The organism is Flavihumibacter profundi (assembly GCF_020076305.1).
GTDB classification, from domain to species: domain Bacteria; phylum Bacteroidota; class Bacteroidia; order Chitinophagales; family Chitinophagaceae; genus Flavihumibacter; species Flavihumibacter profundi.
In genome coordinates this window covers 621,486-634,945 of the sequence record NZ_JAIQXE010000002.1, presented here as the reverse complement: position 1 = coordinate 634,945, position 13,460 = coordinate 621,486, and the positions used below count along the sequence as shown (strand labels likewise).

The following is a 13,460-nucleotide window of genomic DNA, read 5'->3' as shown; positions in this document are numbered from 1 at the left end:
GGGGGCAGATGTTTGGTGCACCTACCAATCCTTTTCAGGCTGGCTGGAACTTGCCGCCCGCTGCTGCAGCTTTTTTTGTACTTCTTTCTCCCTCTGCTCCAGGGCTTTCAGCAACTGTTCCACTTCTTTTTGGTTCAGTTTGCTTTGCTGCGGCTCAGGTTTGGGTTTTTCCTGCTCTTTTTTATCATTCTGTTGTTTCTGGTCTTTTTTCTGCTCTTTTTCCTGTTCCTGCTTTTTTTTCTCCCTTATCGCTTTCTCCAGGTTATCGCGTGTTTGTTTATCGTCAGGATCGAGTTTCAACGCTGATTTCCAGGCGGTAATACTTTCGTCAAGTTGCTGCTGTTGCTGGTGCAATACACCCATATCATAATATGCCCTTTGCTGGATAGCGGGGTCCTTCGCGTTGGCAAGAAGCTGGTCATAACCTTTCATCGCTCCCTCCTTATCGCCCTTCCTTGCCAGGGTATTTGTTCGGTTATAGGCTGCCGTTAAATTATCGGGATTTTTCTTAGCAGCTTTGTCGTATGCTGCAAGCGCATCGTCAAAACGCCCTTCCCTGTATAACTTGTTCCCTTCCCGGATAGCCGGATTCTGGGCCTGCACCCGCGCGGCTAACGGAAATAAAATAAGCAAGGTGATGATCATTTTTCTCATGCGGGCATCGGTTTCCTTTCCGGTAAAAAAATTTCTGCAAGCAATAGCAGCAATACTATGGCTAATGCATAAAAATAATAGGTATTGTATTGTACAAAAGATTCGTCTTCCAATTGCTTTTGTCCAATGGTGGCCAATTGCGTCCTTAGGGTAGCAACTGCTGCTGCGGGGTCCTGAAGATATACATATACGCCATTGCCGGTTTGGGCCAGATCACGCAACTGCGGCTCATTGAGCTTGCTGATCACCGTATTGCCGCTGGCATCACGCTTGGTATCCTGGGTGGATGGGTCAAAAATAGTGGCTCCTTCCGGTGATCCAACACCCACCGTATTGATCATAACGCCGCTCGCCGCCAGGCTTTTCGCCATTTTAAGTGCCTCCGGGTCATGGTCTTCACCATCAGAGACCAAAATAACCGCCTTATACTTTTTCTCCTGGCTGTTAAATGCCGCACCTGCCATTTTAAGGGCTTCCCCAATAACTGTGCCCTGTGTAGGAACAGCATCCGGACTGGCATTTTGAAGGTACATTTTCGCAGCGGAAGCATCTGTAGTCAGGGGCATTTGCAAATAAGCCCTTCCCGCAAACCAGATCAGCCCAATCCGGTTTTCAGACAACTGGTCAATGATCAGGCTCACCAGCTGGCGGGACCTTTCAAGGCGATTCGGCTTGATATCCTGGGCAAGCATACTCTTGCTTACGTCCAAAACAATCATCAAATCGAGTCCCTTCCGACTAATGGGGCCACTTTTCCCTTTCGTTTGTGGATTAGCCGCTGCGATGACCAGGAAGACCAGGGCGAGCGCGGCTAAAATAAATTTGACCAGGTAACGGCGGGGTGAAAAATTCCGGATCAGCAACAGGACCAATTCCGGGTCGCCAATTTTTCGGGATACTATCTTTTTCCAGCGCAAGACACCAAGGTATAAAATACCCAACACCGGCAAAAGGGCCAATGCAAGAAACAAATAAGGATGTTCAAATCGGAACAAGGGCAGGTTTTTAATACAATGTATGGCAAAAAAAACGCCAATTACCGCATCACAGAGGGCTATTTTTTCCCCTTCATAAAACCAAGCTCTTCCAGGATGCCTTTCAGTACTTTCATTCTTATTGCGGTTATATCAGCATTGGGATCGGCCGATCTCAATTGTAAAACGAAAAAGTAGGGGTGCTTATTTTCTTCAATCCACCCAACTACCCAGGCGAGGGCATCCCCGTTTTCTGCATTTCCCCAGCCAGTCTTATAGCTAAGGCGGTAATTGGTATTGTCCTCCATAAGCATCATCCTCCCTACGATATCACATGTGCGGCGCTGAAAAGGCAATTGGTTGAAATAAAGCTTTTTCATGAGTCCAAGTTGCTCATCAGGGGTAATCTTAATACTGTTATCGAGCCAAAATGAATCCTTCCTGTTTATTACCGCTCTTCCATACCTGCTTGCATAACCCAGCGTATCCAACCAGTGTTGCATGGTGTCTTTTCCTATCCGCCTGGCCAGTTCCTGGAACCAGGGCACATCAGAAACCCTGAAAGCCCGGTACATACTAAGGTCCTGGTTCCATTCCGGCACCTTGCGGGTAACGCCATCCCAGGGAATAACCGTACTGTCATCCTTTACTATACCTGTTTCCAGTCCAATTAAAGCATTAACCACCTTGAAAGTTGAAGCTGGCAGGTAAGCGCTATCTTTAAACCGCTTGCGGTCACTTAATATAAAACTACCCTGTGCATTGTCAAACAGCCCGAAGACCCCTGTTACCTGCTGCGCAGAAAAATACTTTTCCAGGTCCTTCTCCTCTTTAACACTATTTGGTGAACAGGAAGTCAAAACCAGGAGCCCAAAAACAAAGCCGGATAAATATCGCATACAAATTATTGTGGCGCAAAGTTAGGGGAAGAGTGATTTGAAGTGCATTTATGGTAGTTTTGTTCTATGAGTTTTCGAATTTCCCATACTGTAACCAATGGTATTCCACTGGTAAACCTGCATGATGATAGCCGTACAGTTACCGCTTCAATCGTTCCCGACCATGGCGCAATGTTACACGCCTTCGAAGTGCCACTGAAAAACGGCCCATTTAATATTATGAGTAACTACCAATCCGCTGAAGAAATCAACCGGATATTAAACAGGAGCTACCGAAGCAGTAAGCTTTCACCGTTCGCCTGTCGTATTAAAAACGGGCAATATACCTGGGGCGGACAATTGTATGAATTTGCGGACAAGTTTCCGGATGGTTCTGCCATACACGGACTACTGTTTAATAAAAAATTCGAAGTCAGTAATGAAACAGTCACCGACTTCATGGCTTCAGCGGATTTTACCTATAAATACAACAAAGACGACCCTGGTTACCCTTTTGCATATACCTGCACCATCCGGTATACCCTGTTTCCAGACCAAACCCTGCAATTACAGACGATCCTTAAAAACGATAGTGACATAACCATTCCTATGGCAGATGGCTGGCATCCCTACTTCAGGCTGAATGCCCCGGTAAATGACTGTTTTTTACAATTTCCCTCCGCTGCAATCGTAGAGTTTGATGATAAACTTATACCCACCGGCCATACCAAACCATATTCGGATTACTTAACACCTAAACAATTGGGGGAAACAAAACTGGATAACTGTTTTTTGCTGGATGAAAATGCCGGGCAACCAGTTTGTGTATTCAGTAATCCTGCAGAAGGGATAAGCCTGTGTTTTATTACCGACGAAAATTATCCTTACCTGCAAATTTACACCCCCGATGACAGGGCAAGCCTGGCAATTGAAAACCTGTCTGCCGCCCCGGACAGTTTCAACAATAAGATGGGATTATTGTTACTGGATCCCGGCATGGAAAAAGCGATGACCCTGCATTACCAGGTAAAAACCGGGGAAAGCGCATAAATTGCACCACCATTTTAATTGAGAATCATGTTTAAATACAAATTGTTGTTAGCGGCTTTAATTGCGGTTTGCTTTACCGCCTGCATCCAGATTGACGAAGAAGTTGACCTGAAAGAAGACGGATCCGGGCAAATGACCGTGCATACCGATATGGGGAAGCTTTTTGAAATGCTGAAGAGTTTTTCTTCACCTGAAGACCTGGCTAAGGAAGGGATGGATAAAGCAATGGATACTACCATAATGATGAAAGACCTTGTAGATACTGCGAAAGATATCAGTGCAGAAAATAAAGCATTGTTACGAAACGGGAAACTGCATATGAACCTCGATGTTAAGGAAAACGTATTTAAAATGGATATGAATTATCCGTTTAAAAATCTTAACGAAGCCAATAAATTGTATTCCGCAATGAATCAAAATGGCGTTATGGGAAATGTGCTGAAAGGATTGAACCCTAACAGCAATAATGCGGGAGCAGAAAATGAAAGCGACGGCGGTATTGAGAAAATTGGCACGATGTACGATGTTGAAATTTCAAAAAACAAATACAGCAGAACCCTCAATAAAATGAGGTTCGATAGTATTGCCAATGACCCAAAAGTTCAGGAATCAAAAGGCATGATGGCCATGATGGGCGATATGCAGATGAACCTTTTGGTAAAACTGCCTCGCCCTGCAAAAAATGTCAGCAATCCACGGGCAACACTTTCTGCCGATAAAAAAACTGTGACATTATTAAATGACCTTACCATTGCGTTGGATTCTCCGCAAAACCTGGAAATAATAATTCAATACTAATGCAGGCAAAAGGATGGCTGTATGGGTATGGCTTAACCGCAGTATTGCATGGTTTGGCCATTTTGGCCGGGTGGGAAACTATTCGTTTTATCACCAAGCCCCTGCTGATGATTATACTGCTGGTGTGGTTCCTGTTTACTGCAAATAAAGGAGCTAAAGTCCGCCATTGGATAAGTACGGCAATTTTTTTCTCGTGGCTGGGTGATATTTTCCTTATGAATGAAGGAGACCAGTATTTTATGGCCGGACTAGGTTCTTTTCTGCTGGCCCATCTTTGTTATATCTTTTTTTTTACATTCATCCGCACCGGTCAATCGAAGATGCCAGCCTGGAATATTTATATCCTGGTTGCCTTAAGCCTGTATGTAGGCATATTTTATTTTTTCCTGGCACCCCACCTTAATAATACCCTGAAACCACCTGTTTTCATTTACGCATTTGTGATAGCTGCCATGTTCGCCTCAGCTTATCATGCATTCTCTATCAGGAAATCGGGCAGCGGTCTTTTATGCATTACAGGTGCAGCGCTGTTTATCTTATCAGACAGCCTGCTGGCCATAAATGCCTTTATAATACCTTTTACAGGTGCCTCACTGGCCGTGATGACCACCTATATACTGGCACAATTAACCATTGTAAAAGGCGCGCAGCTTTGCACTGAACAGGCAATAAATGAACGAATGGCACTGAAAAGTAAATTGTAAAAACAATGAAACAAACAGATTACCTGGTGATTGGTTCGGGCATAGCGGGACTCACTTATGCCCTCAAAATGGCGGACCGTTTTCCCAATAAAAAAATTACCGTTGTTACAAAAGCTTCCGCTGATGAAACCAACACGAAATATGCACAGGGCGGTATAGCGGGAGTAACCGATTTTGAGAACGACAGTTTTGAAAAGCATATTAATGATACCCTGATTGCGGGTGATGGCCTTTGTAACCCGAAAGTTGTTGAGATCGTGGTAAAAGAAGGGGTAGAAAGAATCAGTGAACTGATCAACTGGGGTGCTCAATTTGACAAAAAGGATGATGGCGAATATGCCCTGGGTATGGAAGGCGGGCACAGCGAATACCGCATCCTGCACCATAAGGATGTTACAGGAAAAGAAATGGAGCGGGTCCTGATAGAAAAAGTAAAAGAATACCCAAATATTGAATTCATCAAACACTGGTTTGTAATTGAGCTTATTACCCAGCACCACCTTGGTTACCTGGTTACAAAAGCTACCCCCGATATCCAGTGCTATGGCGTTTACGCCCTAAACACCACCAATAACCAGATCGAAAAAATACTGGCCGGAACAACACTTCTGGCCACTGGTGGCAACGGCCAGGTATACCGGTCCACCACCAACCCGTCTATTGCGACCGGAGATGGTGTTGCCATGGTTTACCGGGCTAAAGGCCGGATTGAAAACATGGAATTCATCCAGTTTCATCCAACGGCCTTGTATGAACCAGGTATTGGCGGACAGGCATTCCTGATTACTGAAGCTGTTCGGGGTGATGGTGGCATATTGCGTAATAAGAAAGGTGAGGCCTTTATGGAAAGGTACGATGACCGAAAAGACCTTGCCCCCCGTGATATTGTTGCACGTGCAATTGATAGCGAAATGAAAATTAACGGTACCGAATATGTGTACCTGGACTGCAGGCATATGGACAAGGATAAATTCCTGCATCATTTTCCCAATATTTTTGAAAAGTGCCTATCCATCGGAATAGATGTAAGCCAACAAATGATCCCTGTTGCGCCTGCTGCCCATTATAGCTGCGGGGGCATTAAAACTGATGAATGGGGCAAAACTTCTATCCGAAACCTGTTTGCGGCCGGGGAATGCGCTTCCACAGGACTTCATGGAGCCAACAGGCTGGCCAGTAATTCCCTGCTCGAGGCTATGGTTTTCGGTCACCGGGCATTTGAAGAAGCAGCAAAAAACCATACCGAATTATTAGCTCCGGATCTCATACCAGACTGGGATACAACCGGAACCACTGACCCCCGGGAAATGATCCTGATAACCCAGAGCCTAAAGGAATTACAATTGCTGATGAGCGATTATGTAGGTATTGTACGCACAAATGTGCGCCTTGAAAGAGCGATGAAAAGATTAGACCTGCTTTGGACTGAAACTGAACAATTGTACCAAACCACCAAGCTTTCGCCACAGTTGGGAGAACTCAGGAATATGATCAGCGTAGCCTACCTGATTGTAAAAGGTGCTCAGTTCAGGAAGGAAAGCCGCGGCCTGCATTTTAATACCGATTACCCGGAAAAGAGCAAACTATTGCAAAATATTGTACTGTAACCTTTAAAATACCGTGTTTTTCTCCCCCCAGGGAATTCTTTACTCCAGGTATTGACCATTACATTTGTAAAACAAGTAAGCGACAATGTATTATCTGGTTTATGGATTTTTTTACCTTTTTTCCCTGTTACCAATGTGGGTATTGTATGGGATCAGTGATTTTGCATGCTGGCTCCTCTTTAGCGTATTTGGGTACCGTAAAAATGTTATTAATTCTAACCTTGCCATAGCATTTCCTGAAAAAACAAAAAAGGAACGTGATGGCATTGCCAGTAAGTTCCAGAAAAACTTCACCGATACCTTTATTGAAACCATCAAGCTGTTTTCGGCAAGCAGGGAATTCCTGATGAAGCGCATTAAAGGTGAATTTGAAGTATTAAATGCACTCTATGATAAAGGACTGCGCTGCCAGGTACATATGGGCCATAATTTCAACTGGGAAATGGGAAACCTGGGCTATGCATTTTATTGCAAATACCCGTTACTGGGGGTTTATATGCCCCTGAAAAACAAGGCTTTGGACAGGATTTTCAAAAAGATCAGGAGCCGTTTCGGCACTATTTTAATACCTGCAACCGATATGCGAAAAAGCATGTTTCCATATCGTAATTCACAATACCTGCTTGGATTAATTGCAGACCAGGTACCAGGTGATATTGAAAGAGCCTGGTGGCTGAATTTCTTTGGCATGCCATCACCATTTATTTCCGGACCTGAAAAAGGAGCAAGGGCAGGTAACATTCCGGTGGTCTTTATCAATATTACCCAAACCAAAAGAGGTCACTATTACCTTCATGTGCAGTTGGCAACTGAAACGCCGGCAGATCTGCCTGAAGGAGAAATCACCCGCAGGTACCGTGATTTCCTGGAAAAAGTGATCCGGGAGCATCCCGAAATGTGGTTATGGAGTCATCGACGGTGGAAGAAACCCTGGAAGCCCGATTACCATGCCCGCTGGATTGATATCCAGCCAGCACCCGAAAAAACTATAAATCCTTACGAAACCATTTCTGTTTAATCCATCTTCCTTTTGCCACCAATCACTAATCCGTATCATACTTGATTTACTGCTTAAAAATTCCGTCCCGAATTATTAAAAGTAAAAAAATACAAACATGAAACAGCCTTACAAAGTAGTACTAGTAGATGACCATATACTTTTACGCAAGGGTTTGGCATCAATGGTAGATGGATTTGAAGATTATGAAGTGCTTTTCGAAGCATCCAATGGTAAAGACCTGATAAACCAGTTGGATCCTGGCAAACTGCCCGACCTTGTATTAATGGACATAAACATGCCTGAAATGGATGGTTATCAAGCCACCAGCTTGTTAAAACGGAATTACCCCGGCGTACGAACTCTCGCTTTATCAATGTATGATACCGAAAATGCCATTATTAGGATGTTCAAAGCTGGCGTGCGCGGGTATATTATGAAGTACTGCGAACCTGCTGACTTTAAATATGCAATGGATGCACTGATGGAAAAAGGTTATTATTATTCTGAAATGGTTACCGGCCGTTTAATCCATACCATCAACAAGTATGAAGACCTGGAATTCTTTGAATCTGCTAATCCGCTTTCGGTTCTCAATGACCGTGAACTGGAATTCCTTCGGTATGCCTGCACAGAACTGACCTACAAAGAAATTGCCACTAAAATGTACCTGAGCCCGCGTACTATTGATGGGTACCGCGATTCTTTATTCGACAAGTTACACCTGAAAACCAGGGTTGGGCTGGTAACTTTTGCGATCAGAAATGGAATTGTCAGTTTTTAAAATATTAATTCAACATACTGGCTTCCTTTTCAAATTCGATCCCGGATTGTTCTTTAATGGCTTTCCAGCCGCCGGTAATATTTCGGATATTATGAATTCCCTGTCTTTTTAAAAGGGAAGCAGCAATAACGCTACGGTATCCTCCTTCACAATGCAGGTAAATATTATGGTGGTCCTCAAACTGTGCCATGGAGGCAGGGTCGTTCATATCAGCAAGAGTAAGATTCATTGCCCCAAGTACATGCCCTTCGGCAAATTCCGCAGGCTTGCGGACATCTACGACCAATAAATTGGGGTCATGTGGTATATCCATGGCCAGTTCATCTGCTTCCACATCTATAATCAAATCTATGGGCATTCCTGCTTTTTGCCAGGAGGTAAACCCACCTTTGAGGTATCCGCAAATATTTTCAAAACCTACCCTGGCCAGGCGGATAATTGATTCTTCCTCGTTGCCTTCGGGGCAAACCATAATAATATGTGTATCAAATGGCAATAAACTGCCAGCCCATTCAGCATACCTTCCATCAAGACCAATGCTGATTGATTCTGGGATAAATCCCAATCCGAACTGATCCGAAGGACGGGTATCCAGGAGGATAATGTTTTCACTGCCAGATTTTTTTGAGAAATCAGAAACACTTAAGGGCTGCAATCCTCTTTTCAAAACATCTTCCATAGGACCGTAACCAATTTTATTTATGCGTGCATTAATAGGAAAATACTGCGGAGGGTCGGCTAAGCCTTCTGTCACTATGCGTATAAACTCTTCCCGGCTGTGTACCTTCAGGGCATAATTGCATTTCTTCTGCTCGCCAATTGTACTGAATGTCTCTGGGCCCAGTTCCTTACCACAAATGCTGCCTTGCCCATGGGCCGGATAAACAATTACGTTATCTGGCAATGAAGAGATTTTGGTGGCAAGTGAATCATACAATAAGGATGCAAGTTCTTCTTTGGACATATCTCCGCTGCTAAGGTCAGGCCTGCCAACGTCGCCAACAAAAAGGGTATCGCCTGTGAAAACAGCATTTGGCAGGTCCATTTCATCCCTAAGTAAAAAGCAGGAAGATTCAAGGGTATGGCCGGGTGTATGCAGCACTTCAAAGCTAACTGCACCCAGTTGAAGCCTTTCGCCATCTATTGTTTTTATGATAGGGTAACGGGTATCGGTATCCGGGCCAAAAACTATAGGCGCCCCTGTTACTTTGGCCAGGTCTAAATGACCGCTTATAAAATCAGCATGAATATGTGTTTCAAAAATGTACCGGATCCTGGCATTCCTTGAATCGGCAAGTTCCAAATACACTGAAATGTCTCTCAATGGATCAATAATTGCCGCTTCACCTTCACTTTCAATATAATAAGCTGCTTCACTTATACAGGAAGTATACAATTGCTTGATAAACATAAACATTTAATTCTGAGCGGTTAAAAATCAAAAAACAGCGGGGAACCTGTCCCGCTGTTTTTTAATAATCAGTTTAAAGAGAAGGATTAATTAATAATATCTTCAACACATCGACTGATTTCAACAATGCGAGATTCATTTAAACGGTAATAGATGAATTTCCCATCACGCTCCGTTTTTACAATACCTGCCCTGCGAAGAATGGCCAGATGCTGGGAAGCTACTGACTGCTCCAGCCTTAACCGAACATAAATTTCAGTTACGGTCAGTTTGTCATTTTCTTCCAGCAACTTCATTATTTGCTGGCGAAGTTTGTGATTCATTGCCCTTAGGGTCTGAGCCGCCTTTTTAACATGTAAGAAATCTACTTTCATTTCAGGGCCCTCTACCTCGTTTACCATTAGAAAATTTCCTGCTACTGTGTTCATGTTTGAAAATTGGATTTTTAAAAAATCAATGTTTATGCCTTAACCTTAGCCTGCAAATTTACATACGAATTTTTTAAAATGCATCAGGAATTTACACTTAGATGGCTGTAAAATGCCTTAACGTAAAATGGCTCGGCATATGCCAGGTCTGAAAATTCCTTTTTGGCATACATTTCTGCGGCTAAAACGGCCCCATCGGCTACACAAGCCGGCAGCTTTTTAAAAATCGCCAGGTCGTTTTTTAACAGGTTTTTATACTTTTCAGCCCCATTGCCAAAAAAGCAAATAGGCCCCAAGGCAAGCCAATGATCAAAGCTGTTGGTTTCAAGTACAAGTGCCTGGGGAGGCAATATTTCAACCAATTGATTATCAAAAAGTGATGAAAAAACCTCCATCCTTCTTGCATCAATCATAGGACAATACATGAGTTCTCCCTGCAGCTGTTTTTTTGCTGAAATGGCCATAATTCTTAAGGTATTCATCGCAATTAATGGCTTTGACAAAGCATAACATAGTCCCTTTGCCGTTGCCATAGAAACCCTTAAACCAGTATATGAACCCGGACCTGCAGAAACGGCAATGGCATCCAGTTCTTCCAGCCTAGTTCCTTCACTTTTTAAAAGCTTTGCGATAGCCGGTTGCAACCAGCCAGCCTGCTCTTTCTGGGTATCATTCCGCATTTCCGCAATCGGTTCAGGCCCTTCACAGAGACAAATTCCGCCAATATCTACGGCTGTGTCTATAATTAAAATTCTTGCCATCAGGGTAGTTGAGAAGCGTTTAATAAATTTGGTGCCGGCTGGTATTTACTATCCGTTTCGGCCAATTTTACCAGCAAACGGACGATCCTTTGAAGGCCAATTTTTTCTCCCCATTCAAATGGCCCGAAAGGATAATTAGTTCCCAGTTTCATAGCAGTATCGATTTCATGCCTTGTACTGACGCCTTCGGCCAAGGTAAAGTAAGCTTCATTAATGATCATGGAAACTACCCGGGGCCTAACCAGGCCAATTTTATCCGGAACCTGGATACAGGTTAACCCGCAAGCCATTGCAAATTGTAACAGTGATTCTGGTAACTCCTCTCCATTCCCCGCTAATTCAAGAACCGGCTTGTATCCAAATCCCGGCCAGCCATTAAATCGAATCACTCCCTTTTCATTAGGACCTGCTGCATAGTCCACAGCATTAATCAACACAGGTTCTGGTAATAATGATTGTAATGCTGCTATTCGGTTTGGATCCGGTTCAAATGCACAATCGATATACAACCGGGCTTTAGCATGTATAAACTGCTCAAAATCATTATAGTGCACTATTTCAATAGGATATGCACAGGTTGAAGGAAAAGGCTCATGTATAGCCTTTGAAAGAATTGCAACAGTTATTGCAGAAACAAACATGGCCAAAAGTACAAAGCAATTATTTTTGTGGCATGGAAAAAAAGATCATCAACACAACTAATGCCCCAGCGCCCATCGGCCCCTATAACCAGGCCGTTCAGGCCGGAAATTTTTTATTTATTTCGGGGCAGATAGCTATCAATCCCGCGACAGGTAATTTAGAAAACACCGATACATTGGGAGAAACCCACCAGGTAATGCAAAACCTGAAGTCCGTTTTGCAGGAAGCCGGAATGGATTTCAGCAATGTAGTAAAGACAACCATTTTTTTAAGTGACATGAGCTTATTCAGCACTGTAAATGAGGTTTATGGACGATACTTTTCCGGTGATTTTCCCGCACGTGAAACTGTTGCCGTGAAGGAACTTCCCAGGAATGTGAACGTGGAAATATCGATGATAGCTATGAAGTGAACGGTAAACGGTAAAAGAAAGAATTCTCAAGGCTTACCGTTTACCACTCACCTATTACTTTATAACCCCCAACTCCTTACCAACCCTGGTAAAAGCTGCAATCGCGGCATCCAGGTGTTGCTGGGTGTGAGCTGCACTCAACTGTACCCTGATCCTTGCCTGCCCTTTCGGTACAACCGGGAAGAAGAATCCAATTACGTAAATCCCTTCTTCTAAAAGTCGGGAAGCGAATTGCTGGGCAATTTTGGCGTCATATAGCATGATCGGCACAATAGGATGGTCGCCGGGCTTAATATCAAATCCGGCTTTTGTCATTTTATCCCTGAAATACCGTGTATTAAATTCCAGTTTATCGCGCAGTTCCGTAGTGCTGCTCAACATATCAAGCACTGCAATTGATGCGCCAACAATAGAAGGTGCGACAGTATTGCTGAACAGGTAAGGCCTGCTTCTTTGGCGCAGCATTTCAATAATTTCTTTCCGGCCACTGGTAAATCCCCCGGAAGCACCTCCAAGAGCCTTGCCCAGGGTTCCTGTAATGATATCAATCCTTCCCATTACACCCCTGTATTCATGGGTACCCCGGCCTGTTTTACCCAGGAAACCGGAAGAATGGCATTCATCAATCATTGTAATGGCATCATACTTGTCGGCCAGGTCACAAATTTTATCCAGTTGCGCAATGGTACCATCCATACTGAATGATCCATCGGTAACTATTATTCTGCTGCGCGCGCTTTTTGCTTCCAACAATTTGGCTTCCAGATCGGCCATATCATTGTGTTTATACCGAAAACGTTGTGCTTTACACAGGCGGATACCGTCAATGATGGAAGCATGGTTGAGCTCATCCGAGATAATCGCATCAGTTTCCCCGAATAAAGGTTCAAAAACGCCCCCGTTTGCATCAAAAGCCGCTGCATACAGGATGGTATCTTCCGTACCAAGGAATTCGGCAATCTTTTTTTCAAGGGTCTTGTGGATATCCTGTGTACCGCAAATAAAACGAACACTACTCATCCCGTAGCCATGTGTATCAATTGCTTTATGGGCAGCTTCAATAACTTTCGGATTACTCGATAATCCAAGGTAATTGTTAGCACAGAAATTCAGCACTTTTTTGCCATTAACCGTTATTTCAGGACCCTGTTCACTGGTAATAATCCGCTCTGATTTGAATAATCCGGCTTCTTTTATTTCTTCCAGTTCAGCAGCTATGCGTTGCACAAATTTTTCGTTCATGAACAATTGTTTAGGGCACAAAAATAGGAAAGAAAGGAGCCATGGAACGCATTTCTGAAATCGATTGCCTTGCCCACGGCTTAAACTGGTATGACTTTTTTTACCTTAAGGTGTAACC

General features: G+C 43.7%; 15 protein-coding genes. 7 read left to right on the top strand and 8 right to left on the bottom strand.

The genetic code is table 11. From position 1 onward, the window contains the following. Positions 1–21: 21 nt before the first annotated feature. Genes LAQ65_RS12565 through LAQ65_RS12555 form a run of 3 tightly spaced genes read right to left on the bottom strand, consistent with a single transcriptional unit; the run spans position 22 to position 2,527 of the window. Positions 22–654: a tetratricopeptide repeat protein gene (locus LAQ65_RS12565; RefSeq protein WP_224117319.1), complete on the bottom strand. Its 633-nt coding sequence runs from the start codon at positions 652–654 to the stop codon at positions 22–24. Continuing rightward, positions 651–1,649: a vWA domain-containing protein gene (locus LAQ65_RS12560; protein WP_224117318.1), complete on the bottom strand. Its 999-nt coding sequence runs from the start codon at positions 1,647–1,649 to the stop codon at positions 651–653. The genes LAQ65_RS12565 and LAQ65_RS12560 overlap by 4 nt, the downstream gene beginning before the upstream one ends. Positions 1,650–1,708: 59 nt before the next feature. Continuing rightward, positions 1,709–2,527 carry a penicillin-binding transpeptidase domain-containing protein gene (locus tag LAQ65_RS12555; protein ID WP_224117317.1) on the bottom strand — a complete coding sequence of 273 codons (819 nt, stop codon included), beginning with the start codon at positions 2,525–2,527 and terminating at the stop codon, positions 1,709–1,711. 66 nt (positions 2,528–2,593) lie between these two features. On the opposite strand from LAQ65_RS12555, the gene LAQ65_RS12550 reads away from it, so the two are divergent. The 6 genes from LAQ65_RS12550 to LAQ65_RS12525 all read left to right on the top strand — a co-directional run bounded on the left by LAQ65_RS12550 (position 2,594) and on the right by LAQ65_RS12525 (position 8,446). Continuing rightward, a complete protein-coding gene (locus LAQ65_RS12550) occupies positions 2,594–3,556 on the top strand; it encodes an aldose 1-epimerase (RefSeq protein WP_224117316.1) in 963 nt (320 codons plus the stop codon). 27 nt (positions 3,557–3,583) lie between these two features. Next, complete coding sequence (locus LAQ65_RS12545) at positions 3,584–4,354, top strand: hypothetical protein (RefSeq protein ID WP_224117315.1); 771 nt, start codon at positions 3,584–3,586, stop codon at positions 4,352–4,354. After that, positions 4,354–5,058: a lysoplasmalogenase gene (locus tag LAQ65_RS12540; RefSeq protein WP_224117314.1), complete on the top strand. Its 705-nt coding sequence runs from the start codon at positions 4,354–4,356 to the stop codon at positions 5,056–5,058. The genes LAQ65_RS12545 and LAQ65_RS12540 overlap by 1 nt, the downstream gene beginning before the upstream one ends. A gap of 5 nt (positions 5,059–5,063) precedes the next feature. After that, entirely contained in the window at positions 5,064–6,665 is a 1,602-nt protein-coding gene (gene nadB / locus LAQ65_RS12535; protein ID WP_224117313.1) for an L-aspartate oxidase, read from the top strand. Between the two features lie 85 nt (positions 6,666–6,750). After that, the gene (locus tag LAQ65_RS12530; RefSeq protein ID WP_224117312.1) at positions 6,751–7,683 is read left to right on the top strand and encodes a lysophospholipid acyltransferase family protein; all 933 of its coding nucleotides are present in this window, start codon (positions 6,751–6,753) and stop codon (positions 7,681–7,683) included. Positions 7,684–7,780: 97 nt separating this feature from the next. Then, complete coding sequence (locus LAQ65_RS12525) at positions 7,781–8,446, top strand: response regulator transcription factor (protein ID WP_224117311.1); 666 nt, start codon at positions 7,781–7,783, stop codon at positions 8,444–8,446. Between the two features lie 4 nt (positions 8,447–8,450). On the opposite strand, the gene LAQ65_RS12520 is transcribed toward LAQ65_RS12525, so the two are convergent. The 4 genes from LAQ65_RS12520 to LAQ65_RS12505 all read right to left on the bottom strand — a co-directional run bounded on the left by LAQ65_RS12520 (position 8,451) and on the right by LAQ65_RS12505 (position 11,687). Continuing rightward, positions 8,451–9,857, bottom strand: a complete 1,407-nt coding sequence (locus LAQ65_RS12520) for an MBL fold metallo-hydrolase (protein WP_224117310.1) — start codon at positions 9,855–9,857, stop codon at positions 8,451–8,453. Between the two features lie 86 nt (positions 9,858–9,943). Continuing rightward, a complete protein-coding gene (locus LAQ65_RS12515; RefSeq protein ID WP_224117309.1) occupies positions 9,944–10,285 on the bottom strand; it encodes an ArsR/SmtB family transcription factor in 342 nt (113 codons plus the stop codon). 83 nt (positions 10,286–10,368) lie between these two features. Next, entirely contained in the window at positions 10,369–11,046 is a 678-nt protein-coding gene (gene tsaB / locus LAQ65_RS12510; protein ID WP_224117308.1) for a tRNA (adenosine(37)-N6)-threonylcarbamoyltransferase complex dimerization subunit type 1 TsaB, read from the bottom strand. Then, positions 11,046–11,687: a 3-hydroxyacyl-CoA dehydrogenase family protein gene (locus LAQ65_RS12505; RefSeq protein WP_224117307.1), complete on the bottom strand. Its 642-nt coding sequence runs from the start codon at positions 11,685–11,687 to the stop codon at positions 11,046–11,048. Before LAQ65_RS12505 ends, tsaB begins: the two co-directional genes overlap by 1 nt. A 32-nt stretch (positions 11,688–11,719) precedes the next feature. Between LAQ65_RS12505 and LAQ65_RS12500 the strand changes: the two genes are divergently transcribed. Beyond that, complete coding sequence (locus LAQ65_RS12500) at positions 11,720–12,100, top strand: RidA family protein (protein ID WP_224117306.1); 381 nt, start codon at positions 11,720–11,722, stop codon at positions 12,098–12,100. Positions 12,101–12,154: 54 nt separating this feature from the next. On the opposite strand, the gene kbl is transcribed toward LAQ65_RS12500, so the two are convergent. After that, positions 12,155–13,342: a glycine C-acetyltransferase gene (kbl, locus tag LAQ65_RS12495; protein WP_224117305.1), complete on the bottom strand. Its 1,188-nt coding sequence runs from the start codon at positions 13,340–13,342 to the stop codon at positions 12,155–12,157. Positions 13,343–13,460: the final 118 nt, after the last annotated feature.

Excerpts from the sequence above, each read along its gene's own strand:
- LAQ65_RS12565 (WP_224117319.1), bottom strand. The coding sequence starts at position 654 with ATGAGAAAAATGATCATCACCTTGCTTATTTTATTTCCGTTAGCCGCG.
- LAQ65_RS12555 (WP_224117317.1), bottom strand. The coding sequence starts at position 2,527 with ATGCGATATTTATCCGGCTTTGTTTTTGGGCTCCTGGTTTTGACTTCC.
- LAQ65_RS12550 (WP_224117316.1), top strand. The coding sequence starts at position 2,594 with ATGAGTTTTCGAATTTCCCATACTGTAACCAATGGTATTCCACTGGTA.
- LAQ65_RS12545 (WP_224117315.1), top strand. The coding sequence starts at position 3,584 with ATGTTTAAATACAAATTGTTGTTAGCGGCTTTAATTGCGGTTTGCTTT.
- LAQ65_RS12540 (WP_224117314.1), top strand. The coding sequence starts at position 4,354 with ATGCAGGCAAAAGGATGGCTGTATGGGTATGGCTTAACCGCAGTATTG.
- nadB (WP_224117313.1), top strand. The coding sequence starts at position 5,064 with ATGAAACAAACAGATTACCTGGTGATTGGTTCGGGCATAGCGGGACTC.
- LAQ65_RS12530 (WP_224117312.1), top strand. The coding sequence starts at position 6,751 with ATGTATTATCTGGTTTATGGATTTTTTTACCTTTTTTCCCTGTTACCA.
- LAQ65_RS12525 (WP_224117311.1), top strand. The coding sequence starts at position 7,781 with ATGAAACAGCCTTACAAAGTAGTACTAGTAGATGACCATATACTTTTA.
- LAQ65_RS12520 (WP_224117310.1), bottom strand. The coding sequence starts at position 9,857 with ATGTTTATCAAGCAATTGTATACTTCCTGTATAAGTGAAGCAGCTTAT.
- LAQ65_RS12515 (WP_224117309.1), bottom strand. The coding sequence starts at position 10,285 with ATGAACACAGTAGCAGGAAATTTTCTAATGGTAAACGAGGTAGAGGGC.
- tsaB (WP_224117308.1), bottom strand. The coding sequence starts at position 11,046 with ATGGCAAGAATTTTAATTATAGACACAGCCGTAGATATTGGCGGAATT.
- LAQ65_RS12505 (WP_224117307.1), bottom strand. The coding sequence starts at position 11,687 with ATGTTTGTTTCTGCAATAACTGTTGCAATTCTTTCAAAGGCTATACAT.
- LAQ65_RS12500 (WP_224117306.1), top strand. The coding sequence starts at position 11,720 with ATGGAAAAAAAGATCATCAACACAACTAATGCCCCAGCGCCCATCGGC.
- kbl (WP_224117305.1), bottom strand. The coding sequence starts at position 13,342 with ATGAACGAAAAATTTGTGCAACGCATAGCTGCTGAACTGGAAGAAATA.